At 72.4% G+C, this 24,601-nt stretch carries 17 protein-coding genes, 1 tRNA gene and 1 pseudogene; 10 read left to right on the top strand and 9 right to left on the bottom strand.

Translation table 11 applies throughout. The features are described from left to right. Positions 1 to 72: 72 nt before the first annotated feature. Both IE262_RS09810 and IE262_RS09805 read right to left on the bottom strand, forming a co-directional pair. Positions 73 to 417 (bottom strand): SDR family oxidoreductase, encoded by a 345-nt coding sequence (locus IE262_RS09810; protein ID WP_268249566.1) that lies wholly within the window; start codon positions 415 to 417, stop codon positions 73 to 75. Between the two features lie 223 nt (positions 418 to 640). Further along, a pseudogene (locus IE262_RS09805) lies at positions 641 to 1,204 on the bottom strand (FAD binding domain-containing protein); the annotation flags it as partial. A gap of 362 nt (positions 1,205 to 1,566) precedes the next feature. Between IE262_RS09805 and IE262_RS40525 the strand changes: the two are divergent. Continuing rightward, a complete protein-coding gene (locus IE262_RS40525; RefSeq protein ID WP_373305012.1) occupies positions 1,567 to 1,650 on the top strand; it encodes a DUF6221 family protein in 84 nt (27 codons plus the stop codon). A 263-nt stretch (positions 1,651 to 1,913) separates the two neighbouring features. Continuing rightward, positions 1,914 to 2,189 (top strand): hypothetical protein, encoded by a 276-nt coding sequence (locus IE262_RS09800; protein WP_134041782.1) that lies wholly within the window; start codon positions 1,914 to 1,916, stop codon positions 2,187 to 2,189. Between the two features lie 346 nt (positions 2,190 to 2,535). On the opposite strand, the gene IE262_RS09795 is transcribed toward IE262_RS09800, so the two are convergent. Next, positions 2,536 to 2,608: transfer RNA gene (locus IE262_RS09795), tRNA-Arg, on the bottom strand. Positions 2,609 to 2,918: 310 nt separating this feature from the next. On the opposite strand from IE262_RS09795, the gene IE262_RS09790 reads away from it, so the two are divergent. The 7 genes from IE262_RS09790 to IE262_RS09760 all read left to right on the top strand — a co-directional run bounded on the left by IE262_RS09790 (position 2,919) and on the right by IE262_RS09760 (position 12,241). Continuing rightward, entirely contained in the window at positions 2,919 to 4,553 is a 1,635-nt protein-coding gene (locus IE262_RS09790) for a dynamin family protein (RefSeq protein ID WP_189872760.1), read from the top strand. A 392-nt stretch (positions 4,554 to 4,945) separates the two neighbouring features. Continuing rightward, positions 4,946 to 6,832 carry a GTPase gene (locus IE262_RS09785; protein ID WP_373305004.1) on the top strand — a complete coding sequence of 629 codons (1,887 nt, stop codon included), beginning with the start codon at positions 4,946 to 4,948 and terminating at the stop codon, positions 6,830 to 6,832. 225 nt (positions 6,833 to 7,057) lie between these two features. Beyond that, complete coding sequence (locus tag IE262_RS09780) at positions 7,058 to 7,537, top strand: single-stranded DNA-binding protein (RefSeq protein WP_189872757.1); 480 nt, start codon at positions 7,058 to 7,060, stop codon at positions 7,535 to 7,537. 284 nt (positions 7,538 to 7,821) lie between these two features. Continuing rightward, positions 7,822 to 9,231 (top strand): Cys-Gln thioester bond-forming surface protein, encoded by a 1,410-nt coding sequence (locus tag IE262_RS09775; RefSeq protein WP_229877177.1) that lies wholly within the window; start codon positions 7,822 to 7,824, stop codon positions 9,229 to 9,231. Between the two features lie 243 nt (positions 9,232 to 9,474). Further along, positions 9,475 to 11,139: an energy-dependent translational throttle protein EttA gene (ettA, locus tag IE262_RS09770; protein ID WP_134041772.1), complete on the top strand. Its 1,665-nt coding sequence runs from the start codon at positions 9,475 to 9,477 to the stop codon at positions 11,137 to 11,139. Positions 11,140 to 11,141: 2 nt separating this feature from the next. After that, on the top strand, positions 11,142 to 11,552 hold the full coding sequence (locus IE262_RS09765) for an acyl-CoA thioesterase (protein WP_134041770.1): 411 nt from the start codon (positions 11,142 to 11,144) through the stop codon (positions 11,550 to 11,552). After that, positions 11,549 to 12,241: a DUF8185 domain-containing protein gene (locus IE262_RS09760; protein ID WP_134041768.1), complete on the top strand. Its 693-nt coding sequence runs from the start codon at positions 11,549 to 11,551 to the stop codon at positions 12,239 to 12,241. Before IE262_RS09765 ends, IE262_RS09760 begins: the two co-directional genes overlap by 4 nt. A gap of 83 nt (positions 12,242 to 12,324) precedes the next feature. Here the strand turns inward: IE262_RS09760 and IE262_RS09755 are convergent, their stop codons facing one another. The 4 genes from IE262_RS09755 to IE262_RS09740 all read right to left on the bottom strand — a co-directional run bounded on the left by IE262_RS09755 (position 12,325) and on the right by IE262_RS09740 (position 20,144). After that, positions 12,325 to 13,281: an ABC transporter ATP-binding protein gene (locus IE262_RS09755; protein WP_189872753.1), complete on the bottom strand. Its 957-nt coding sequence runs from the start codon at positions 13,279 to 13,281 to the stop codon at positions 12,325 to 12,327. 88 nt (positions 13,282 to 13,369) lie between these two features. After that, the gene (locus tag IE262_RS09750) at positions 13,370 to 16,240 is read right to left on the bottom strand and encodes an FtsX-like permease family protein (protein ID WP_229877195.1); all 2,871 of its coding nucleotides are present in this window, start codon (positions 16,238 to 16,240) and stop codon (positions 13,370 to 13,372) included. Positions 16,241 to 16,244: 4 nt separating this feature from the next. Further along, positions 16,245 to 19,544, bottom strand: a complete 3,300-nt coding sequence (locus IE262_RS09745) for an FtsX-like permease family protein (RefSeq protein WP_229877176.1) — start codon at positions 19,542 to 19,544, stop codon at positions 16,245 to 16,247. A 195-nt stretch (positions 19,545 to 19,739) separates the two neighbouring features. Further along, positions 19,740 to 20,144, bottom strand: coding sequence for a globin (locus IE262_RS09740; protein ID WP_134041762.1), 405 nt, complete (start codon positions 20,142 to 20,144; stop codon positions 19,740 to 19,742). Positions 20,145 to 20,400: 256 nt separating this feature from the next. On the opposite strand from IE262_RS09740, the gene IE262_RS09735 reads away from it, so the two are divergent. Next, positions 20,401 to 21,417, top strand: a complete 1,017-nt coding sequence (locus tag IE262_RS09735) for a methyltransferase domain-containing protein (RefSeq protein ID WP_189872749.1) — start codon at positions 20,401 to 20,403, stop codon at positions 21,415 to 21,417. A gap of 68 nt (positions 21,418 to 21,485) precedes the next feature. Here IE262_RS09735 and IE262_RS09730 read toward each other — a convergent pair whose 3' ends face one another. Both IE262_RS09730 and IE262_RS09725 read right to left on the bottom strand, forming a co-directional pair. Beyond that, positions 21,486 to 23,039 carry an FHA domain-containing protein gene (locus IE262_RS09730; RefSeq protein ID WP_189872747.1) on the bottom strand — a complete coding sequence of 518 codons (1,554 nt, stop codon included), beginning with the start codon at positions 23,037 to 23,039 and terminating at the stop codon, positions 21,486 to 21,488. A gap of 105 nt (positions 23,040 to 23,144) precedes the next feature. Next, positions 23,145 to 24,491 carry a vWA domain-containing protein gene (locus IE262_RS09725; protein ID WP_189872745.1) on the bottom strand — a complete coding sequence of 449 codons (1,347 nt, stop codon included), beginning with the start codon at positions 24,489 to 24,491 and terminating at the stop codon, positions 23,145 to 23,147. Positions 24,492 to 24,601 lie beyond the last annotated feature (110 nt).

The raw sequence follows: 24,601 nt of genomic DNA, 5'->3' as shown, positions 1-24,601 counted from the left end.
CCGCGGGGGATTACCCGCGTTCGAACAACCGCCCGGCCGCGCGCCGTGCCGTCCTTTCTGTGCCGCGGGGCACTACGTGCGCCCGCGGCGTGCGGTCAGGCCGCCCGTGCCGGAGCGGGGGCCGGGGGGAAGTGGCCGGCCCGTACGAAGAACTCGACGTAGCGGGTAGTTCTCGAACCGCTCCTCGGACAGGCCAAGGCGCTCCTCGGCCAGGTCGCCCACCTCGATCGCGAGCCGGTCCGCGTCGACCGCTTCCCACACGCCGTACCACTCCATGTTGGCCGGCAGCCGGGCGAGCGCCGCGTCGTGGTCCTCACCGCGCACCAGGCAGTACACGGTCGCCGTGGTGTCGCGCATCAGATCGTGGAGCAGGAAGGCACCGAGGAATCCGGTCGCCTCGGCGCTTTTGCCGGCCAGGAGCAGGTCGGCGAGCTTGACGTGCTTGCACGCTCGGCAAGGCGAGGACGGAGCCCGTCTCCGCCGAGCGGATACGGCCGAGGGCGACGGTGGACAGCACCATTCAGCCGTGAGCGAGCCCGGCGAGGGGGATCTCCGCCGCGTAGCGGGCAGCTCCCGGTGACCTTGTCGCGGCCCTCCAGGCGGCTGTGCGCGGTGCCGACGAAGCCCTGCACAGTCGAGGTCATCGGAGGGCCTCCTCGGCGAGTTCGGTCAGTACGGCCACGACGAGGTCGCGCATCAGCGCCACCTTGTACGTGGTGTGGGGCAGCGGTGTCGCGGCGGCCAGTTCGGCGTCCGCGCAGGCGGCGAACGCCTCGGCTGTCGCCGGTGCTCCCAGTAGCGCCCGCTCGGCCTTCCGGGCGCGCCACGGCCGGGACGCGACCGCCCCGAAGGCCAGGCGCACATCGCGTACGACGCCGTCTTGGACGTCGAGCGCGGCAGCGATCGAGCCGACCGTGAAGCGTAGGACGCGCGCTCGCGCACCTTCCGGTACCGGGAGCGGGCGGCGACCGGGGCGAGCGGCAGGGTGACACCGGTGATCAGGGAAGCGGGCGGCAGAGTCGTCTCCCGGTGCGGGGTGTCACCACCGGCAGGTAGAAGTCTCCGGGCAGCGTCTCGCAGGGCCCCTCGGCGCTCGGGTACGACACCACGGCGTCGAAGGCGATGAGCGCGCCGCCATGTCCGCGGGGCGGGAGGACACACAGTGCTCGGAGGCGCTGAGGACCGCGTGGTTGTGATGCCCGCCACCGCCCGCGTCGCCCTCGTCCTCATCAGCCAGTGGAAAAGACAGCGGGACATGGCACGGATCGCTGAGCTGATGCGCCAATATCGGGGCTTTCCGCGGATGCTCGGTGGTCGCTGCGGGTGTGCCCTTCTTCGGCGGGTCGGCCTTCGCCGCCGCGACCACCTTGGAGAGGACGACGACCGGCCCGTTCGGAGTAGCCGGCTTGCCGCCGGGCCGGGGCGCGCCGTTCTGTGTCCAGGCGTACAGCGGGCCACCCAGGCACGAGGTGGGGTAGCCGTCCTTGTGGCCCTTGATCTCGTCCCCGGCGCCGTTCTCCTGGAGGTGCTCGATCGCGTCGCGAATCGCGTGCAGCAGCTCGTCCGCTGTCGCGGCCTTGTCCGACACTGCGCCTGCTCGCGCTCCCGTACGCCGATCGCGACGGCTACCAGGAGTCCTGGCGCCCGTGAGCCCGAACGCAGCGAGGCCCCGTCGACCTGAATGACGGGGCCTCTGTGTTGTGCGTGTAGCGCTTCCCGGCAGCGGGGCCAGCGGAAACGACCGGGCACTGTCAACAGGGTGGACGCGCCCACCGGCAGCACGGCGCCAGCTTGGACGGCGGAGGAGGTTACCCGCCGATACAGGAATGTGCATATCCGACAAAACCCACGAATGGGTGCGCACGGTGTGGGCACTCCGACCAGGGAACCCCATCCAGCGAACGGAGCCACCCATGATCATCAAGCGAATGCACGACATGGGCGTCCGCAGCGAACATGCCTACACCGCCGCCATGGCATCCATCGTCTTCTCCGTCGCGGCCTGGGCCGCGAGCCTGGCCGCCGAACCCGGGCAGGGCCTCGCCCGCGCCGACCGGTGGGGCATCTTCGTCGGCGAATGGGCGCCCACCTTCTTCGGCCTCGGCGTAGCCCTATCCCACTACGAGCAGCAAGAGGGCACCCTCACCTCCAGTGTCCGCGAACTACGTGAACAGAAGAAGGCCGGCTGACGCGCGGACGCCCCACCCCTCAACCGGTGAGGCGTGGGGCGCAAGGCGATGGAGGGGGAGCCGCCCTCCAGCGCACGGCAGTCAGGTGGCGATCTCCCGCCTCGGACCAGATCCGCCCGCACCCGGTGCGGCGCGCGACCGGGCTCGCGCCAGCGCCTCCGTGGAGGGTGGCATCGCCGCCGGGCCACGGTGCGCGCCTGCCCGCCGCACTCCCATCTCTGTGCTCCGGGGGATGAATCCGACGGTACGCCGATTCGTGATGGGAGCAAGGCGCTTGGCTAAATACCGCTGTCAGGGCGGGCATGAAAAGACCCCTCACCTAAACGTGCAGGTGAGAGGGCGTTTGCGCCCCCGGCAGGACTCGAACCTGCGGCCAAGCGCTTAGAAGGCGCCTGCTCTATCCACTGAGCTACGGGGGCCAGGTGTGGTGGCCTGTGTCGTGGTGCCCGGGTGTGGGCTGATCCGTGACGTTGCCGGGGACAAGGATAGGGCTCTCCGGTCCTTGTCCCTGTTGCTTCGCCTCCGTGGCTCAATGTGGAGGTTCGGTGAAGCGGTCCTGATAATCGCAGGCAGGTACGAATCGTGCATCGCTTTTGGCGTCTCGGGCATCGGGTGTTGTGTACTCGTTATGCCTGCGTCCCACTAGTCCCTTCCGTCCCTTGTGTTCTGTCGGCGCGCTGACATGCTCATATGCTTCCGAATGGCCGTAAAATTGGGCATTCTTCGCATGTGGTGACCTTGGACGTACGGCCTCAGCTGCTCGACGCACTCTCCGCGCTGCGCGATCGTGTCGCCGCCGTGCGCTTTCCGCTGCCCCTGGCGGGGGCCCCACGGGCGCGTGCCAACCGCGACGAACTGCTCGCACAACTCGACGACTACTTGGTGCCCCGGCTGAGGGAACCCGAAGCACCGTTGCTGGCCGTCGTGGGCGGATCCACGGGGGCCGGGAAGTCGACACTCGTCAACTCCCTGGTGGGCCGGCGGGTGAGCGAGGCGGGTGTACTGCGGCCCACCACACGCAACCCCGTGCTGGTGTGCCACCCGGAGGACCATCACTGGTTCACCGGGATGCGCGTGCTGCCCAACCTCACACGCGCGCGGGTGCCCCATCAGGAGCCGGGCAACGAGCCCTTTCTCCTGGGCAGGGGCATCGAGCCCTCCACACCGGGCAGGAAGAACGAGCGGGTCCTGCGGATCGAGACCACCGAGACCCTCCCACCCGGGCTCGCGCTCCTCGACGCGCCCGACGTCGACTCCCTGGTCGCCGACAGCCGCGTGCTGGCCGCCGAGCTGATCTCCGCGGCCGACATCTGGGTCATGGTCACCACGGCCGCCCGTTACGCCGACGCGGTGCCATGGCATCTGCTGCGTACGGCCAAAGAGCACAAGGTGACGCTCGTGACCGTGCTCGACCGGGTGCCCCACCAGGTGGTGGCCGAGGTGTCACGGCAGTACGGGGCTCTGCTCGCCAAGGCCGGGCTCGGCGAGGTGCCCCGGTTCACCGTGCCCGAGCTGCCCGAGTCCGCGTGGGGCGGCGGGCTGCTGCCGGCCACCGCTGTCGCACCGCTGCGCACCTGGCTCATCCACCAGGTGACCGACCCGGGCGCCCGGGAGGAGGCGATGGCCCGTACGGCCCACGGAGTCCTCGACTCGCTGAGGGCGCGGATGCCCGAGCTGGCCAGTGCGGCAGCCGCCCAGTACGCCGCCGCCCTCCGGCTCACCGCGGCCGTCGACGCCGCATACGACAGCGAGCACGCGCGCGTGAGGACGCGCTTGCAGGCCGGGGCGGTGCTCGCCGGGGACGCGCTCAAGCGATGGCGCAGCTATCCGCTCGACTGCACCGCCGGTGAACTCCTCGACGCCCTCGTCGAGAGCCTCTGCGCGCTGCTCCTGTGCGCCGTCACGGCCGCCGACGAGCGCGTCGAGGAGGCCTGGCGGCGCGAACCGGCCGCGAAGGCGCCCGGACTGGCCGGCGGCGACGCGACGCTCGACGGCGCGGAGGACCGCATCGGGATGGCCGTACGGCGCTGGCGGCGCGTCCTGGAGGAGTACGCCGAGGAAGAGGTGCGCGACCTCGACCGGAGCGTTGCCCCGGACTCCGAGGTCGTGGCAGCCCTCGTGGCCACCGTCCTCCTGGGCGGCCGCCGGGCGCGGTCCGCGGGGGAGGGGCTCGCCGAGCGGATCAGTGCGCAGAGGGCGCTCCGGTTGCGCGACCGGGGCGGGCGGCTGCTCACCGAGTACCTCGACAAAGCGCTGTACGCCGAGCGGGAGCGCCGCCTCGCCCCGCTCGACGCCCTCGACGTACACCCGGAACCCCAGGCCGAGCTCATCGCCGCGCTGTCCGTACTGCAGAAGGAGAGGTGACCGCGGTGACTGCTGTCACTGACCGCACGGATCACGCCGACCACACCGGGGGCGAGGGCTCGGGGGGCGCCGGCCGGTCTTCCGGCAAAGCCACCGGGAAATCCTCCGGCACATCTCCCGGCACATCTCCCGAGGAGGCCTCCAAGAGGGCTCCCGAGCGGGCCTCCGAGGACGGCGATCCCGGAAACACCCTCCCTGGGGAGAGCGCTTCGGGAAACGGGCGCCCCGTAGAGAGCGCCTCCGAGGGGCGCCCGCCGGGCGAGGGCGCCGGTGAGAAGGCAGGCCCGGAAAACGCAAACCCTCAACGCGCAAACCCTCAAAACGCAAACCCTCAGAACGCAGACTCTGAAAACGCCGACCCTGAAGCGGACGAGAAACGCTCCCGCGCGCGCGTGAAGGACGACGACTCGCCCGCACGGGACGGCGACTCCTCCGTGCTGGAGAAGTTCCGCAGGAAGGTCCGTTCACGAGCCCGTACCGAGCCTCCTGCGGACACCAGCCCACCCGCTGCCGCTGCCGCTGCCGCTGCCGCTGCCGCTGCCGCTGCCGCTGCCGCGGACCGCGACACCGAAGCTGCGGGCGACGACTGGGACGACGGCCTGATCGCCCGGCGCGTGACCGAGGAGGACGCCGCCGAGCAGGCCGCGGTCGTGGAAACGAAACTCTCCGGTGCGCCCGCGGTGACCCCTCTCACGTACGACGGGCCGCTGCGCTCGCGGCTCGACGCGCTGGGCGAACTGGTGGGGCTCTCGCGGACGCGGCTGGACAGCAGGACGCTCGCCGAGGCGGGCCGTGTCCTGGACGAGGCGGCGGCACGGCGCAAGCTCTCCGGGCAGCACACGGTCGTCGCCATCGCGGGCGCCACCGGCAGCGGCAAGTCGATGCTCTTCAACGCGCTCGCCGGAGTGACCATCTCGGAGACCGGCGTCCGCCGGCCCACGACGGCCGCACCCATCGCGTGCAGCTGGAGCGACGGCGCGGCCACGCTCATCGACCGGCTCGGCATCCCGGGACGGCTGCGCAGGCGCCCGATCCAGAGTCCGGACGCGTCGCAGCTGCGCGGGCTCGTACTGGTCGACCTGCCCGATCACGACTCCGCGGCCGTGCAGCACCGCGAGCAGGTGGACCGCGTCCTGGCGCTCGTGGACGCGGTCATCTGGGTCGTCGACCCGGAGAAGTACGCCGACGCCGTCCTCCACGAGCGCTATCTGCGGCCCATGGCGGGGCACGCCGAGGTCATGTTCGTCGTCCTCAACCAGGTGGACCGGCTCCCCGGGGACGCCGCCCACCAGGTCCTCAACGATCTGCGGAGGCTGCTCGACGAGGACGGGATCCCGCTCGGGGACTACGGCGAACGGGGCGCGACCGTACTCGCCCTGTCCGCGCTCACCGGGGACGGCGTCGGGGAGCTGCGAGAGGCGCTGGGCCAGTTCGTGGCCGAGCGGGGCGCCGCGGGCCGCCGCATCTCCGCCGACCTGGACGCGGCCGCGTGGCGTCTGCGGTCCGTGTACACGACCGGGCAGCGCACGGGCCTCAGCGAGGAGGCTCGCGACGAGTTCGCCGACCGGCTCGCCGACGCCGTGGGCGCCACCGCGGCGGGTGAGGCGGCCGAGCGCGCGTGGCTGCGCAACGCGAACCGCGCGTGTGGGACGCCCTGGTTGCGGCTGTGGCGGTGGTTCCAGGACTACAGCGAACCCTCGACCGGGCGTCTTGGCCTCCGTGCGCCCGTGGACGAGGAGGCCACCGCGCGTCAGCGCGTCGAACAGGCCGTGCGCACCGTGTCCGAACGGGCCGCCTCGGGGCTGCCCGCCCCCTGGGCCCAGGCCGTGCGCGAGGCGGCCGTGCGCGGCGCCCAAGGGCTGCCCGAGGCCCTGGACGAGCTGGCGGCTCGGGCCGGGGCGCCGCAGGGCAGGCCGCCCCGGCCGGGCTGGTGGCCGGTCGCCGTGCTCGCCCAGGCAGCCATGACGATCCTCCAGGTCATCGGGGGGCTCTGGCTGGTGGCGCAGATCATCGGGGTCATGGCGCCCAACATCGGCGCGCCGGTGCTGCTGATGTCGATGGGCATCGTCGGCGGTCCGGCCGTCGAGTTGAGCAGCAGGCTGGCGGCGCGGGGGCCGGCCCGGCGGTACGGGCTCGAAGCGGAACGGAAACTGCGGGAGGCGGCCGCCGGGTGCGGGCGGGCGCAGGTACTGGATCCGGTGGCGGCGGAACTGCTGCGGTACCGGGAGGTCCGCGAGCAGTACAGCCAGGTTCTGGGGACCACCGTGGCCGTGCGGTGAGGGGAAGCCAGGCGTGCTGGGCAGGGGCATCCAGCCCTTTCGGGTGACGGAGTTGTCCACAGGCCAGGGGTTGTGCACAGCGCTCGGCGGGCTCGGCCCGACGGAGGCAGTCTGATCTCGCGGAGACCACGGCGGACGTGGTCACCGCGGCAGACGCAGCCGTACGGGACGGGCCCGTACGCGTATCCACCCGGCATGGGCGCCGGGGCGAAAGAGGGGTTCGCGATGAACGAGACGACGCTGTGCGTGGTGGGGAACGTGGCCACCCAGCCGGTGTGCAAGGAGACGGCCACGGGCACCTCGGCCCGGTTCCGGTTGGCGGTGACGTCGCGGTACCTGGACCGGGAGAGGAACGAGTGGACGGACGGCCACACCAACTTCTTCACGGTGTGGGCCAGGCGGACGCTCGCGGCGAACGTCGCCTCGTCCGTGTCGGTGGGCGATCCGGTGGTGGTCCAGGGGCGGCTGAGGGTGCGGACCGAGAGGACCGAGCAGGGCGAGAGCCGCACCTGGGCGGACATCGAAGCGGTGGCGATCGGCCACGATCTCGCGCGCGGCACGTCGGCGTTCCGCCGCGCCTCAAGGGGAGACACGGCAGCGACGGCGCCGTCCTCCTCCCGGCCTGAGCCCAACTGGGAGACACCGCCCGCGAATCGGCCGGGTCCAGTAGCCCAACCACAGCCGGAGCCAGCAGGAGTGACATGACGTCAGTCGCTGATCGGCCGACCTGCCCGGACTGTGGCTTATTGGCGACTGCGTTCCGAACAGTCCCGGAGAAAGTGTGGATAGGCGCAGCTCAAAGACTGTGTGAGCGATAACGATTCCGAGTCGGATCGGTTGTCCGACGAGATGACGGGGAAGAGCGGCGCGCCGCCTCCCTAGGATGCCGGGACAGCCCACGGGTCTGATGATGCTGTTGTGGGACCCCACCCCCACATGCCAACGGGTCCTGCTCGAAGGGGAATTCTGTGTTTTCTGTGTTCTCTGCGTTGTCCGCTCGCAGGCGAACAGGCCGGCGGCCGGAGGCCGCTCGTCTCGCCGCCGCGTCACTGGTGTCCGGGCTCGTCGCGGCGGGTGTGCTCGCCGCCGCGGGCACGGCCGTCGCCGGGGAGACTCCGCAGGGCCCTGGCGGCGCGACCGCGACGATAACCGGCCTGAAGGCCCACGGGACCGCTGTGATCCGCGAGAAGGGCGAGGAACAGCAGGTCTCCGCGGGCCTGTTCGAGATGTCCGTCGAGGGCGGCGGCATGCTGCAGACCTACTGCGTCGACCTGTACAACCCGACGCAGCAGGACGCCAGGTACCACGAGACCTCGTGGAGCGGCACGTCGCTGAGCGACAACAAGGACGCGGGCAAGATCCGCTGGATTCTGCAGAACTCCTACCCGCAGGTCAACGACCTCGCGGCGCTCGCCAAGAAGGCCGGTGCCTCCGGCCTCACCGAACAGGACGCCGCGGCCGGCACACAGGTGGCCATCTGGCGCTACTCGGACGGCGCCGACGTGGAGGCTGTCAACCCGCAGGCGGAGAAGCTCGCGGACTACCTCCAGAAGAGCGCGCGGAACCTGGCGGAGCCCGAGGCCTCGCTGACTCTCGACCCGCCGGCGATCTCCGGCCGCGTCGGCGAGCGGCTCGGTCCGGTCACGGTGCGCACCAACGCGGACTCCGTGACGGTCACGCCGCCCGCGGCGGCGATGGCGGAGGGAGTGAAGATCGTCGACGAGACCGGCGGGGTCGTGACCTCCGCGGGCAACGGCAGCCGGCTGTACTTCGCGGTGCCCGAGGACGCCGCGGCCGGCTCGGCCGAACTGACCCTGCAGGCCTCCACCACCGTCCCCGTCGGCCGCGCCTTCACCTCCGAGACCCGCAGTCAGACACAGATCCTCGCGGGCTCCAGCCAGTCGACGGTCTCCGCCGTGGCGAGCGCGAACTGGGCGGGGAAGGGGGCGATACCCGCGCTGTCCGCCGAGAAGAACTGCACGGCGGGCGGCGTGGACATCACGGCGGCCAACGAGGGGGACGAGCCCTTCACCTTCGAGCTCATGGGCATCAGGCACACGATCGACGCCGGCACGACCGAGACGGTGACGATCCCGCTGCAGGAGGACCAGGCGTACGACTTCACGATCAGGGGGCCGAACGGCTTCGAGAAGCGGATCAGCGGCGTGCTCGACTGCGAGACCGACACCGAGGCCGCCGAAGGCGGCGACTCGGTCCAGACGCTCAGCGAGCCGAGCCCCGCGACGGCGGGCATCGCGTCCACCACGGGCACCGACCTCGCCGAGACGGGCAGTTCCGACGCGACCCTGCTGATCGCGGGCATAGCGATCGTCCTGGTCGTGGTCGGCGGCGGGGCGATGCTCATGGTCCGTAAGAAGAAGACGCCCTCGCAGGAGTGAGGAGAGCTCAGCGGGAGCGACCGAGCGGGACTGATCCTTGGCAACTCAACAGTGAGTGACCGCGCGGTGACCCACGCGAACGACGCGGCCCCGGGGCGCCTTCCAGGCGCCCCGGGGCCGCGTCTTCCGCCCGCAACGGCCGCTCTCGTGGCCCCCACCATCCGGTTTCCGTCGAGGGCTGGCCGTGCGGCAAGATGGCTGGTACTGCCCACTGCCAGATTTCAAGCTGCCGGACGGTTTCTCTTGGCTGAGTACATCTACACCATGCGCAAGACGCGCAAGGCTCACGGCGACAAGGTGATCCTTGACGACGTCTCGCTGAACTTCCTGCCCGGCGCGAAGATCGGTGTGGTCGGTCCGAACGGTGCCGGTAAGTCGACCGTCCTGAAAATCATGGCCGGCCTTGAGCAGCCGTCGAACGGTGACGCGTTCCTCTCGCCCGGCTACAGCGTCGGAATCCTGCTGCAGGAGCCCCCGCTGAACGACGAGAAGACCGTCCTGGAGAACGTCCAGGAGGGTGTCGCCGAGATCAAGGGCAAGCTCGACCGGTTCAACGAGATCGCCGAGCAGATGGCGACCGACTACTCGGACGCGCTGCTGGAGGAGATGGGCAAGCTCCAGGAGGAGCTGGACCACGCGGAGGCGTGGGACCTGGACGCCCAGCTGGAGCAGGCCATGGACGCCCTGGGCTGCCCGCCCGGCGACTGGCCCGTCACCAACCTCTCCGGTGGTGAGAAGCGCCGCGTCGCGCTGTGCAAGCTGCTCCTGGAAGCGCCTGACCTGCTGCTCCTCGACGAGCCCACCAACCACCTCGACGCCGAGTCCGTGAACTGGCTGGAGCAGCACCTCGCCCAGTACAAGGGCACCGTCGTGGCCATCACCCACGACCGGTACTTCCTCGACAACGTGGCCGGATGGATTCTGGAGCTCGACCGTGGCCGCGCCATCGGCTACGAGGGCAACTACTCCACGTACCTGGAGACCAAGCAGACCCGCCTCAAGGTCGAGGGCCAGAAGGACGCCAAGCGCGCCAAGCGCCTCAAGGAGGAGCTGGAGTGGGTCCGCTCCAACGCCAAGGGGCGGCAGGCCAAGTCCAAGGCGCGTCTGGCCCGCTACGAGGAGATGGCCGCCGAGGCCGAGAAGATGCGGAAGCTGGACTTCGAGGAGATCCAGATCCCGCCGGGCCCGCGCCTGGGCAACGTGGTCGTCGAGGTCAACAACCTCAACAAGGCCTTCGGTGAGAAGGTCCTGATCGACGATCTGTCCTTCACGCTGCCGCGCAACGGCATCGTCGGCGTCATCGGCCCGAACGGCGCGGGCAAGACCACCCTGTTCAAGATGATCCAGGGCCTGGAGCAGCCCGACTCCGGCTCGATCAAGGTCGGCGACACCGTCAAGATCTCCTACGTCGACCAGAGCCGCGAGAACATCGACCCCAAGAAGACGCTGTGGGCCGTCGTCTCCGACGAGCTGGACTACATCAACGTCGGCCAGGTCGAGATGCCCTCGCGCGCGTACGTCTCCGCGTTCGGTTTCAAGGGCCCGGACCAGCAGAAGCCGGCCGGGGTGCTCTCCGGCGGTGAGCGCAACCGTCTGAACCTGGCGCTCACCCTGAAGCAGGGCGGCAACCTGCTGCTCCTCGACGAGCCGACCAACGACCTCGACGTGGAGACCCTGTCCTCCCTGGAGAACGCGCTGCTGGAGTTCCCCGGCTGCGCCGTGGTCGTCTCCCACGACCGTTGGTTCCTGGACCGTGTGGCGACGCACATCCTCGCCTACGAGGGCGACTCCAAGTGGTTCTGGTTCGAGGGCAACTTCGAGTCGTACGAGAAGAACAAGATCGAGCGGCTCGGCGCGGACGCGGCCCGTCCGCATCGCGCCACCTACAAGAAGCTGACCCGGGGCTGATCTTGCGGCACATCTACCGCTGCCCGCTGCGCTGGGCGGACATGGACGCGTACGGCCACATCAACAACGTGGTCTTCCTCCGCTACCTGGAGGAAGCCCGTATCGACTTCCTGTTCCGCCCGGAGAAGGACTTCAAGCAGGGGTCCGTGGTGGCGCGCCACGAGATCGACTACAAGCGGCAGCTGGTCCACCGGCACACGCCGGTGGACATCGAGCTGTGGGTGACGCAGGTACGGGCGGCCTCGTTCACGCTCACCTACGAGGTCAAGGATCCGGACCAGGTCTACGTCCGGGCCTCGACGGTGATAGTGCCGTTCGACTTCGAGGCGCAGCGGCCGCGCCGGCTCACTTCCGAGGAGCGGGAGTTCCTGGAGGAGTACAGGGACGACAAGGACGAGGCCGTCGCGGCATGACGGTGCTTCACCTCGCCGACGACGGGGAGGCGGCGGACCTCGCCGCCTTCCTCGCACGGCTGATCCACTACGACCGGGCGGCCGCGGTGCGTCTGAAGGGCGCCGGGACGACACTCGCGGTGTTCGGGCGGCCGCCGTCGTTCGAGGTCCTCGCGATCCGGGCGGTACGGCTCGCGAAGCCGTACGAGGATGGGCTCGACGTCACGCTCGACTCGACCGTGTCCGCGGGTGAACTCCTGGAAGCGACGGACGAGTCGGCGGCCACCGCGGTGGTGCCGGCCGCGGTCACCGGACCGCCGTGGGCGGGGGTGCTTCCCCCGCGTGGGGGCTGGCAGGTGGAGCCGGGGCTGCCGGCACCGGACGCGGTACGGGCGACGGTCGCCGCCGCCGTGGCCGAATTCCGGTCCCGTACACAGGAACTGGCACCGGACCGGCGGACTCGGGCCGAGCTCGACAAGATCGGGCGGGAGATCTGGTCCCGGCCGATCGGTGACACCGGCCTTCCGGTACGGGCCGCGCACGCGGCACAGGGGCTCGGCTTCCTGCGTCCCGCACGGGTGGCCGAGCGGCCCGGCGAGGAGCCGCTGACGCTGTTCTCCTCGGGGGCGTGGCTGAGGCTGCGTACACCGTACGGGTCGATCGCCGTGCGCAGGGCGGGACTCGGGGCGCTGGGCGTCACGGTGCGCTGAGCACCGGGTGTACCGATCACGGGGCGTGCTGGGGCCTGCCGATTGCGGGGCATGCCGATCACCGGGTGTTTCGTGTGCTGGGCTCATGACTCGCTGTCGTCCGGCCACACGCCGATGTGGTCCCGTTCCAGTTCCAGGGCGACGCGGTGGCGCATACCGAGGGCTTCGGTGTACTCGGCGGGGAGTTGGAGCCGGCCGGCCCGGTCGAGTGTGGCGTACTCGCGGGCGACGACCGCCTCCTGACCGGTGGCCGCGTCGATCTCGGTGCGGCGCAGGACCTCCGTCGAGGTGCGGCCGTCGCGGATGGCCACCGTGCGCCGGACCTCGCCCGCCACGGCCTGGTCGTGGGTGACGATCACGATGGTCGTGCCCAGGTGTTCGTTGGCCGTGCGGAAGGCGGCGAAGATCTGTTCGCCGGTGTGGGAGTCGAGTTCGCCGGTGGGTTCGTCGGCCAGCAGCACCTTCGGAGCGTTGGCCAGAGCGACCGCGATCGCCACGCGCTGCTGCTGGCCGCCCGACATCTCCTGCGGGCGGCGGTCGCGGCAGTCGGCGACCTCCAGCAACTCCAGGAGTTCCAGAGCACGTTCGGAACGGTCCCGGCGGCGGGTGCGGGCGCCGCCCAGTTGCATGGGCAGGGCCACGTTCTGGGCGGCCGTCAGATAGGGCAGGAGGTTGCGGGAAGTCTGCTGCCAGACGAAGCCGACGATCTCACGGCGGTAGCGCAGGCGGTCCTTGGCGGTCATCGTGAGCAGGTCGTGGCCTGCGACGCGGGCCGCTCCGGCGGTGGGAGTGTCGAGCCCGGCCAGGATGTTCATCAATGTCGACTTGCCGCTGCCGGACGAGCCCACCAGGGCCATCAGTTCGCCCTCGCGGACGAGCAGGTCGAGACCCTGGAGTGCCTGCACCTCCACGCCGTCCGTGGAGAAGATCCGGACCAGGCGGTCACAGGTGATCAGCGCGTCGTGGCCGTAGGCGGGGCGGTCCCGGCGGGCCGCCGCGCGGTGGGCGAGGTCGGCGAAGGTGGGGCCCGTGCTGGTCATGGGACGACTCCCTCAGCGGTCGTGGGGTGACTCCGGCAGTGATGGTCCGGGGGGCTTCCGTGCTCGCCGGCCGGTATGCGCGGGGCGGTCATCGGGGATCCCCCACCCGCAACTCCCTCACCGAACTCCGTCTCCCGGTCCACCAGGCCTGCGCCGCCGCGATGCCCGTCGTCAGGATCACGACGGCGAGGGCCGGGACCAGCAGGGACCACGGATCCGTGCGCAGGTGGGCACCGGCCGGCGCGGAGTCCGTCGCCGTGGCGAGCGCGACCGTCGTCAGGTCGATGCCGGGGGAGAGGAGGCGGACGGCGGCCCACCCCGCGAGGGTGCCGCCCAGCGCGGCGAGCAGGGACTGCGGGAGGGACTCCAGGATCAGCAGACGGCGGCCCTGGGCGCGGGTCAGCCCCATGGTGCGCAGACGGGCCAGGAGCGCGGTGCGTTCGGGGGCGGAACGGATCAGGGTCAGCAGCAGGGCCAGGGTCGCGAAACCGGCGCCCGCGGCCACCGCCGCCGTGTAGACGCGTTCGGCGCCGGACTGAAGGGGCGAGTCGACGTAGCGTGCCAGGACCTCCGACCGCAGGCGCACGTCGGCGTTCCCGCCGGCCAGCGTGCGCAGCGCCGCACCGTCCAGGTGGGAGCCGGTCACCAGCAGCGTGGTCGGGCCGGTCTTTCCGGCGGTGGGCTCGGGGAGGCCGGGGAGCCGGGAGCGGTCCACGACCAGGAAGTCCGCGCCCGGCGCGGCGGGAGTGGTCTCGCGTACCAGGGTGATCCGGAGACCGACGAGGCTGCCGTCATCCAGCCGTACGGAGAAGGGCCGGGTGCCGAAGCGGTCGGCCAGGGACGGGGACGCGAGGGCGGGCAGGACGTCCGACCGAGGTGGGCCCGCGGGCTTCAGCGCAGCCGCCGGGAACGGGCCGAGAGCGGTCCGGCGCGCCAGTGACGCGTACGAGCCCGGGTCGACGCCGGCCAGCGTCACCGGTTCCGCACCGTCGTCCGGATTGACGTCGTACGCGATGTTCACCGGGCTGACCTCCCGCACCCCGGGACTCCGGCGGACCTGATCCGGCAGCGCCGCGGGCAGCGCTCGCAGGGACTCGACGCGGGCGTCCGCGCCGGTCGCGGACAGCGCCGCACGCTCGCGTACGTCGGCGACGCCCGCGAGGACCGAGCCACCGAAGGCGGCGGTGGTGAGGGCGGTCAGCAGGGCGAGCAGGGGGAGCACCGCGGAGACGGGCGTACGGCCGGCGCGGGCCAGCGACAGGTAACTGATCGCGCCCCGCAGCCGCCCCACACGGCGCGCGAGCCAGCGCAACGGCAGCGGATACAGCCGCACCAGCACCAGCGCGGCGATGATCCCCACCAACACGGGTGCCAGGGAGATCAGATGATCGGCAGAAGCGCCCGACGTGCCTGAAGCCCCCGAAGCACCCGAGGCCCGGGAGATCCCCGGGTCGGAGGACCCCGACCCGTCCGTCCCCCTCCGCCGCAGCGCCACCACCGCGCCCAGCGCGAGCACCACCAGGGTGACTTCGGCGACCGTACGGCGCCGTGAGGGGCGTACGGAGGTCAGGTCCTCGCGTGCGCCGTGGACCCGTACGAGGGCGTGCCGGGCCGCGGCGCGCAGGGGCAGTGCGGCGCAGGCGAGGAGCGTGACGACCGTGGCCGCGACCACCGCGTGGGCGTGGCGCGGGGCGGGAACGGCGAGGAGGGCGACCGTCAGGCCGGCCGCGCCCGCGGGCACCGCGACGACCGCCGTCTCGGCCAGCAGCCGTCCCGTGACACCGCGCAGGGAGCCGCCACGGGCGCGCAGCAGGGCGAGTTCCGTACGACGGCGTTCCGCGGCGAGGCCGCCCGCCATCAGCAGCACCACGGCCGCGACGGTTCCGGTGCCGAACGCGGCGACGGACACGAGCGGGGTGATGCCGTCGCGCAGGCGCTGGTGGGAGAGGAGCACCGTGTCCAGGCCGGTGTTCGCCTCGGCCGCCGGGTCGGTGACCTGGCGCACCGCCAGCAGGCCGGATCCCGACAGCAGGGAAGCGAGGGAGGAGGAGAGAGCGGGCAGGTCGCGGGCGTTCAGCGAGGCGGTGGCGGGGGCTAGCTGCCAGTAGCGCTCCGGGCCTCCCTGCGTTCCCAGCAGGACGGGTGCCGCGTCCGGGGGCAGCAGCAGGGCGCCCAGCCAGTATGTGTTGGCGGGCGGAAGCGCCTGGGGATTCCGCATCAGGGAGGGGGTGCGCAGCAGCGGTTGCGTCGACCAGTACGCGCCCTGGGGCTCGCGTGGGGCGACGATGCCGGTGACGCGCACGGCCAGCGGCTCCCGCATCGCGCGGGGGACGTGGATCACTGATCCCACCTTGATCCGCAGGCGTTCGGCGGTCTCGGTGGTGACGGCGGCCTCCACGGCCTGGCTGCGCGGGGTGACCGATCCGGTGGTGCGCGGCAGGCGGCCCTGGCGCAGCCGGGCATGGTCGGCGAGTCCGTTCTGCGCGACGAGTGACACGTTGGCGGGCAGCCCGCTGGGCCGGGGCAGCCAACGGTCCAGTGCCTCCGCGGGTTTGGTGGTGCGCACGCCGTACGACGACTGGGCGCGGTCGACGACCAGCGGCCGGTCGACGGCGGCCAGCACCCGCGCGTACTGCTCCCTCAGCGTGTCCGGGCGGAGGGCCGACTCCCACTCGTCCGGCGGGAGTTCGGTCGTGGACTGCTCGGCGTAGAACTGCACGGTCGTCCGCTCGGCCGGCGCCTTGGTGACGGCACTGCGCAGGCCCGCGTCCTCGTACCGGTCCACCGCCCGCGGGAAGGCCGCGGCCAGACAGGCGGTGAACGCCACCAGCAGGGCCAGCGCGCAGGCCGCTCCGGGCGCGGCCCGCAGCCGGGTCCGCACCCAGGGAGCCACGGAGGACGGTGCGAAGACTCGGGTGGCGCGGGAAGTCCGGGAACTCGTGGAGGAGCACGCACCCATCGCGTCACTCACCTCCCTGGCGCCGCAGCGTGCCGACCGCGTCCGGTCGTCGTGCCGCCAGCACGGCCGTGACCGCGAGCGGGGTCACCGTCACCGCCGCCAGCAGCAGGGCCACCGGGGCGACGGGTAGTTCCACCAGGACTTCGGGCACCGGACGGGAAGCCTGTGGAGTGAGGACGATCAAGGGGATCACCGCCCGGGTGAGGACCGTGCCGAGGGCGACGCCGGCCGTGAGCGCCACGGCCACCAGCACGCCCTGTTCGGCGGCGATGAGACGGGCCAGTTGCCGGCGCGGGGCGCCGAGCGCGCGCAGGACGGCGAACTCGTCGGCCCGCTCACGCAGGGACCCCGCCGTGCTCACCGCGAATCCGACCGCGGCCAGCGCGGCCGCGGCTACCGCCACCGCGGCGAACGCGGCCGTGGGACCCGCCCCGAACGGATCGTCCCGCAACCGGTCCGCGACCTCGTCCCGTACGACGACCTGCGACGGCTCGACATCGGGACGCGCCCGCAGCTGCGCGGCCACCTGCCCGGCCGCGCCCGGCGCCGTCCGCAGCCACCACTCGGTGGGCTCGGCGGCCTGGCCGTCCCGGGCCTCCAGCACACGGTTCACGGACCGGAGATCGATCAGCAGCGCACCGCCGTCGCCGTCGCCGCCCTCCGCGGTCGTCGGCAGTGCCCGTACGCTCCGCACGATCCGTACCGGCACCGTCGAGTCCCCGAACCTGACGTCCATCCGCCGCCCGGTTCCGGAGAGCCCGGCCGACGCGAGGAACCGGTCGGTGGCGACGCCCGTCACCTCGGACGCCGCGGGCTGGGTCACCCGGAGGCGGACCGTGAACGACTCGGGCTTCCAGGAGCGTTCACGGGGCACGTACCCGGTGCTGTAGCGGACCACGAGGGAGCCCGGTGGCGACTCCTCCACACGCGGGGTCGTCGGGAATGTGGAGCCGTCCGGGGACGGCGACGTGCTGCCGGAGCGCGACGTGACCGTCCAGGAGGTGGCCGTCGGCAGCGGTCTTTCCGTCCCGTCGGCGCGGACGGCGCTCACCTTCTCCAGGGTCAGGCGGTGTTGCTCGGCGCCGCCGACCGGTTGCTCCATGGTCAGCCCCACGCCGGTCAGTGTCAGGTGCCCGGCCGCCCGGCCCGTCGGGGCGTCCGCCGCGCGGGCGAGGTCCAGGGCGAGCACGTGGAGCCGTCCGTCGACGGCCAGTCGGCCGGCGGGCACCGGGTACGGCACGCCGTAGCGGTCCTGGAGAGTGACCGTCACATCGGCTTCGGCGCTATCGCCGCCCCTGTCGGTGTCCGCCGGGTCGCCGCCGTCCCGGTCGCTGCTCAGCCGCAGCGCCATGCGGAGCTCCGTCGCCCCCGGGGGCAGTCGAGGGCCCTCCGTCCTCCCCTTCGGCGGAAGACCCGCCAGGAGGGGCCCTACCGGCTCGGAGGCCAGGTCACGCCGGAGCAGCAGTCCGTCGGCCGCCGAGGTCGTGTCCAGGGCCACAACGGTCGCTGTCCGGCCGCCGGACAACGGCAGCGCCGTACGGACGGCCGGTGTGGATGCCCGTACTCCGTCGATGTCCGCGTAGCGCCCGAAGCCGCCGAGGCCGTTCGCGCCGCCCGCGAGGACACGGACGTCCGTACCGGCGCGGAAGTCCGCCTGGTCGTCCTGCGAGCGGTTCCAGGAGGCGCCCTCGCCGATCGCCAGCATCCCCAGGGCGACCGTGAGGACGAGGAGCAGCACCGGGCCGGCGCCGCGCGACGGGCGGCGGCTGAACTGCCAGCCGGCCAGGGCGCTCGGCAGGCCCCGGCCGACCGCAGCACGGCGCTCGGCGAGCCGCGCCACGAGCGGCAGCAGTCGCAGGGTGAGGACGGTGCCGGCGAGCAGGGCCAGGGCGGGGGCCGTGACCAGCAGCGGGTCGATGCCGAGGGAGCCGACAGTGCCACCCCCGGCGCCGCCGGACAGGGCACCGGTGTTCCGGCGGTCCAACTGCCAGTACGCGACCCCGGCGACGACCAGCAGCCCGACGTCGGCCCCGGCGCGCACCGGGGCGGGCAGGGCACGGGCCCGCCGCACGGTGAAGGACCCGGAGGCCAGCGCCGGCACCGTCACCGCGAGCGCGCACCCCAGTGCCACCGCCGCCGCGACCAGCCACACCTCCGCGCGCCCGCCGGAGGTGTCGATGCGCAGCCCGATCCGCGCCAGCGCCCCCTGCTCGGCGAGCAGCCGCGTCAACGGCCCGGCGAGCAGCGGAGCGCAGACCGCCGCGGGCAGCGCGAGCAGCAGCGCCTCCAGCGCGGCGAGCCCCGCGATCCGGCGGGGCGAGCCGCCGCGCGCCCTGAGCAGCCGCGTCTCGCCCGCCCGTTCGGCGCTCAGCAGCCGGGCCACGAGGAACAGCGCGTACCCCGCGAGGAGGGCGATCAGCAGGGCCACGATCAGCAGGGTCGAACGGGAGACGAGGAGGGAGCGTTCGATGTCGTCCAGCGTCTCCGGCAGCGAGGTCGTCGCGGCCGTGGTGCCGCTCAGCGCGTCGGACGCGCCCAACGCGGCCGTGCCGTCACGGGCCGCCTGCCGCAGCGCGCCGATCCGGTCCGTCGTCAGCGTGGCGAACTCGGCGGAGACGAGCCAGGCGGACTCTCCCGTGCTCACCCGGCCGCCGGCGAGTACGGACGGATCGGTGAGCAGGGGGCCGTACGTCGTGAAGGAGAGCTTGTGGACCCCTCGGCCGCGGAGGTCGTCAACCTGCCAGTACGGGGCGGTGATCCGTTCGGGCCGGTACAGGCCGGTGATCAGGACGCGTACGTCGGGGCCGTCGAAGCGGTCGGTGAGGGTGAGGCGAGCGCCCGGCTTCAGCCCGAGCGGCTCGGCGGCGGCCCGCGGCAGGGCCACCTCGATGGCGCTGCCGCCACCGCGTGGCAGCCGTCCCTCGGTGACCCGCACCTGGGTGCGGTCCAGAGCCGCGAAATGGGTGAGATCGGGGTTACCGGACCGGGCGGAGGGTGGCTGGAGGGAGCGGGGGAGGGCGTACGGGCCGGACCGCACGAGCGTGCGCACGGTCACCGGCATGCCGTCGAAGGTCCGTCGAGCGCCCTCCCGCACGGCACGGTCGGCGGTGGCGCGCCGGTCCGTGGACGGGGTGTCCGCCTTGACGATCAGGGAGGTGCCGACGGCGTTCTCGGGGGCGGCGAGCCAGTGGCGCAGGGCCGCGTCGCCGATCGCGCCCGAGTACGCGGTGAGGGTCGTCGGCACGGCCGTGGTCAGCAGGACGGTGAGCAGTGCGGCGGCGAGCAGCAGCCGGTGCGCTCGCACGCGCAGAAACACAAACCCCGTCACCCGGCCCCCCGTCAGCCGCCCCCGGCTCCGGGACGACCGGAGACCTCCGGGTGATGCTGTCAGACGGTGGGGACAGCCGGTAAGCGCCTGTAGGCCGGACTTGACCGGATCGTGACCGGAATTCGGTGCCGCGCGACCGGAATGCGCGCCCTGCGAGGGGGCGAACCGGCCTCAGCCCGCGGTGTTCACCATCGAAGCCGCCGCGTACGTCAGGTAGTTCCACAGCGTGCGCTCGTGCTCCTCGGAGAGACCGAGCTCGTCGACGGCCACCCGCATGTGCTTCAGCCAGGCGTCGTGTGCGGCCCGGTCGACGGTGAACGGGGCGTGGCGCATCCGCAGGCGGGGATGCCCACGGTTCTCGCTGTATGTGGTGGGGCCGCCCCAGTACTGGATGAGGAACAGCGTGAGGCGCTCCTCGGCCGGGCCCAGGTCCTCCTCCGGGTACATGGGTCGCAGCAGCGGGTCCTCGGCGACGCCCTCGTAGAAGCGGTGCACAAGCCGCCGGAAGGTCTCCTCGCCGCCGACCTGCTCGTAGAAGGTCTGCTCCTGAAGCGTGCCGCGCCGAATCTCATTCACGCACCCATGGTCTCAGACGGGGGGACGGAGGGCTCAAGGCCTAGGACCGCACCGATCGGCGATCAAGAGCGGCACCGGTCGTCGATCAAGAGCGCACCTGTCGTCGATCAAGAACGAGCCGACTCCGGACTAGCCGACTCCGGACGAGGGGATTCTGGACGAGCCGACTCCGGACGAGGGGATTCTGGACGAGCTGGTTCCGGGTCAGCCCGTCGTGGTGCTCGCCTCGGTGCCGATCGCACAGCACAGTGTGTATATGGGCACACATGCGGTCGATCGGGACCATGACCTCGCCGCGGAGGCCAGGGCGGCCCTGGTCCGCGAGATCGCGGCCGGCGGAGCCTGGGACGCCGATCCGGTGTGGCGGGAGGCGTTCGAGGCGGTTCCGCGCCACCTCTTCGTGCCGTACTACTACGTGGGAGGTGGGCCCGCCCCCTCCTCGGGAGCCGGGAGTCCGGGCGGGGGCGGCTACGAGCGGCTCTGGGGCGAGGAGCGTGACCCGAGACGACGCGAGCGCTGGCTGCGCGGCGCGTACACCGACGTCCCGCTCGCCACACGTCTGCGCGACGGTGAGTTGATCTCCTCCAGCAGCCAACCCTCGCTGATGGCGAACATGCTGACCGAACTGGAGGTGGAGGACGGCAACCGCGTGCTGGAGATCGGCGCCGGCACCGGCTACAACGCGGCCCTGCTCGCATACCGCCTCGGGGACGACCTGGTCACCACGGTCGACCTGGACCCCGACATCACCGAGGGGGCACGCAGGCATCTGGCCGCCGCCGGGTTCCACCCGACCGTCGTCACGGGCGACGGCGCGCGCGGGATGCCCCAACGCGCCCCGTACGACCGGATCATCGCGACCTGCACACTGTCCTCGATCCCGCGCCCCTGGCTCGCTCAGTGCGCGCCCGACGCCCGCATCCTGACGCCGCTGGCCACGGGTCTGGTCCGGCTGCGGGTACGGGACGCCGAGTACGCCGAGGGGCGTTTCCTGCACACGCCCGCGTACTTCGTGCCGCTGCGCGGCGACGGGGGAGGGCCCGCGCGGCCGCATCCCCATCTGGGTGGGCTGCCGCGCCGGGCCAGGGGCCACGAGCTCTTCGGGTTCCTGCTGGCCCTGACGGCGGGCAGCCTCGACCCGCACGAGGCGCTCGCGCTGTGGGACCGCGAAGGGCACCCGACGCGTGACCGGTACGGGATCACGATCAGCGCCGACCGTGCATGGGCGTGGCTGGACGACCCGGAGGGGCCGTACGCGTGGCCCCTCCCGTGAGCCGTCCCTGAACCGGCCGTTCGTGAGCCGATCGTCCGTGGACCGGCCGTTCGCGCCCGGCCGTGTGGTCAGCCTCGCCGGACGGTGATCGTCGTCCAAGCCCCCACGTGTACCCGGTCCCCGTCCTGCAGGGGGATCGGCACGAACGGCTGGATGGGCTCCTCGGAGCCGTTGACCGTGGTGCCGTTCGTGGAGTTCTGGTCGACGACCGCCCAACTGCCGTCCGGCTGCTGGACCAGGACCGCGTGCTGGTGCGAGACACCCGGGTCCTCCGGCGGCACCGACAGATCGATGTCGGGGGTGTCGCCGGTGGAGTGACGGCGACGGCCGATGGTCATCTGGTTGCCGACGAGGGTGCGCTGCTGCTCCGGGGAGTACGCGGGCAGGTTGAGTCCAGCGGCCTCGGGGCCGGAACGCTGCATCATCGACATGAAGTAGTCGCGGTCCGGGCCGATCGTCGCCGTCCAGGTGGCCGGCTGCTGCGGGTACGCCGGAGCGGGCGGGGCCTGGGTGGCTCCCGGCTGCGGGTATCCGTACCCACCGGGTGCCCCCGGTCCACCGGGTGAGGGAGGCGCACCGGGACCGGACGACGGCGGGGAGATCACCCAGTCGTCCTTCCCGCCACCGAAGGACGGGCCGCCCGGCTGGGGACCGCCCGGCCCAGCCGGAGCCGGCGCACCCGGCTGTCCCGTCCCGCCCGGGAAGGTGGGCGGAGCGGGCGCCCCCGACTGCTGGAAGGCCTGCGGCAGCCCACCGGCCGCCGGACCACCACCCGCACCCGGACCGCCGAAGCCTCCGGGACCCCCGGGCCCACCCGGGCCGGCAGGTCCGCCGGGTCCGCCGGGGCCGGGTCCACCGGGGCCCCCGGGCCCGGGAGGGCCGCTGGCGAAGGGCGGCCCCGGCGGGATGGGCTCCGCCGGCCGGTTCACCTGCGAGGGCCGCGAGCTCTGGTAGTCGTACGAGTCACCGCCGCCGAAGGCCGGCCCCGGCCCGGGCGGCTGCTGGAACCGGAGCGCCGGGTTCGGCCCACCAGGCCCACCAGGCCCACCAGGCCCACCGGGCCCGCCAGGTCCACCTTGCTCCCCGTGCCCAGCGGGCGCTCCAGGGCCGCCGGGACCGCCGGGACCCGCAAATGGCGCGGGGCCTCCAGGGCTGGCGAACGGCGCGGGACCTCCAGGACCCGCGAACGGCGCGGGACCGCCGGGCCCCGCGGGTCCTCCGGGCCCCGTCGGTCCAGAACCAGAACCAGGACCAGGACCGGGCCCAGGTCCCGGCCCGGACGGCCGGGGCGCGGCCGGGGTGTATGTGGTGGCCGTGTTCGTCAGGAAGTTCCACCGGCACTGCTCGCAGAAGGGCGCGCCGCCCTCGCGGGGCGTACGGCACTGCGGGCAGAGCTCGGGTGCGCCGCCGGGCACGGCGGACGGATGCGGGTGCCCCCCGGGCTGGCCGCCCGCGCCCGGAGGCGGGGGAGGGGGCGGAGGTGAGCCGGGGGGCGGATAGCCGTAGCCGGCGGCAGGCGGCGGGGGCGGAGGTGGCGGGGGCACGGCACCGGCCATGCGGTGACCGCAGACCTCGCACCAGTCGTCGGAACCCGACTGGTGTCCGTTCGGGCAGGTCGGCATGTCGGCGCGTCCCCCTTTCCTTTCCGGCCGTCCGGGCCGGTTTTCTCGACCGCTGTGGGCCAGTGTGGTTGGTTTTGTCCGCTCCCCGGAGTGGGGTCGGCAACGCTATTTCTTTACGCGAACGGTTTTGGTGGACCGTGTCTCAAGAGTCATCTCATCGGTCACCGCGACCTTCGCCTTCAGTCGCACAGTACCTGCCGCTGCGTCGACGACGTCCACCACCTTCGCAAGCAGTTTCGCAGTATCGGCATTACCCGACTCGCCGGCGAGTTGAACGGCCCGGCCCAGCTTGGCCGTTGCTCCGTCGATGTCCCCGGATTTGCGGGCATCCAGACCCTGCTGGATGACTTGTGCCAGTTCGGCCTGGCCCGTGTAGTGCGCGACCTGGGGATTGATGGAGGTCGAGGCCGCCATGTCGTCCGTCCACACGGCCCGTACGAGACCCTGCGCGCCCAGGTTGTGGACGGTTCCGTCGGGTTGCGGGATCACCAGCGAGACGCGGGCGGCCAGCATCTCCTGGCCGAGGCCGGCGGCGGGCACCTTCACACACACGTGGTAGTCGCGCGACTCGTCACCCCATGAACCGGTCGGGTAGTCCCCGGCGCGCGGGCCCGCCTCGGTGCGGCGCTCGGTCAGCTCCTCGACCGTGGGGGCCACCTGCTTCACGAACTTGATCTCCGTGCCCACGGGTGTCCACAGTCGCAGCGCCACGTCCGCGACCTCCTTGCCCATGGCCGTCTCCATCATCCGTGTGAAGTCGGCCGAGAGGCCCGCCGGGTCGGCGACGATGTCGGCGGTGCCGAGCAGCGCGGACGCGATCCCTGTGACCTCCTTCACCTCCCAGTCGGTGCCCACGCCCCGCGCGTCACAGGTGAAGCGTCCGGCGGTCGCGTCGAGGGCGGCGCGCAGGTCCTCCGGGGACTCGTGCTCGTTGCGGCCGTCGGTGAGGAGGATGCCGTGCCGTATGGCGGCGTCCGCCGAGGCGAGCAGGCGGTCGGCGAGCTTCAGCCAGGTCCCGATCGCGGTGCCGCCGCCCGCGCTCAGCTTGCGCAGGGCCTGTTTGGCCTGGTCGCGGGTGGTGGCGTCGGCGACGGCGAGCCGGCCGTCGCCGGGGTAGACCTCCTTGGCGATGTGCGTGCCGCCGATCACCGCGAAGTGCACACCGTCGCGCAACGCGTCGATCGCGGCGGCCGTGGCGTCCCGCGCCCCCCGCATCTTCGTCGGCGGGTAGTCCATCGAGCCCGAACAGTCGACCATGATCGCCACGGCCGCGGACGGGCCCTGCCCCGGCGCGTACAGGTGCGGGGCGGCGACGGCGCTGCCGATGGTGCCGCCGCCGGTCGAGCTCACCGTCACGATGGCGTTGACCTCGCGGCCGCCCTCCGGCAGGTACTCGTTCTGGTACACGTCCACCGAGAACTGCGGCACGTTCGACTTCGAGAAATTGGCCATGCGTTCTCTGCTCCCCCTCAAGGCCCCCACGACGCGTGGGCCGATGACTGTGGCTGCGTGAACGGGCCGGTCCCCACCGGTCCGTTGGCCGACGCCGCCGACCGGCCGTT

Origin of the sequence: Streptomyces bluensis (assembly GCF_014650715.1) — a bacterium.
Lineage (GTDB): Bacteria > Actinomycetota > Actinomycetes > Streptomycetales > Streptomycetaceae > Streptomyces > Streptomyces bluensis.
Note: the sequence above shows the minus strand (reverse complement) of the source record. Positions and strands in the feature narration are given on the sequence as shown.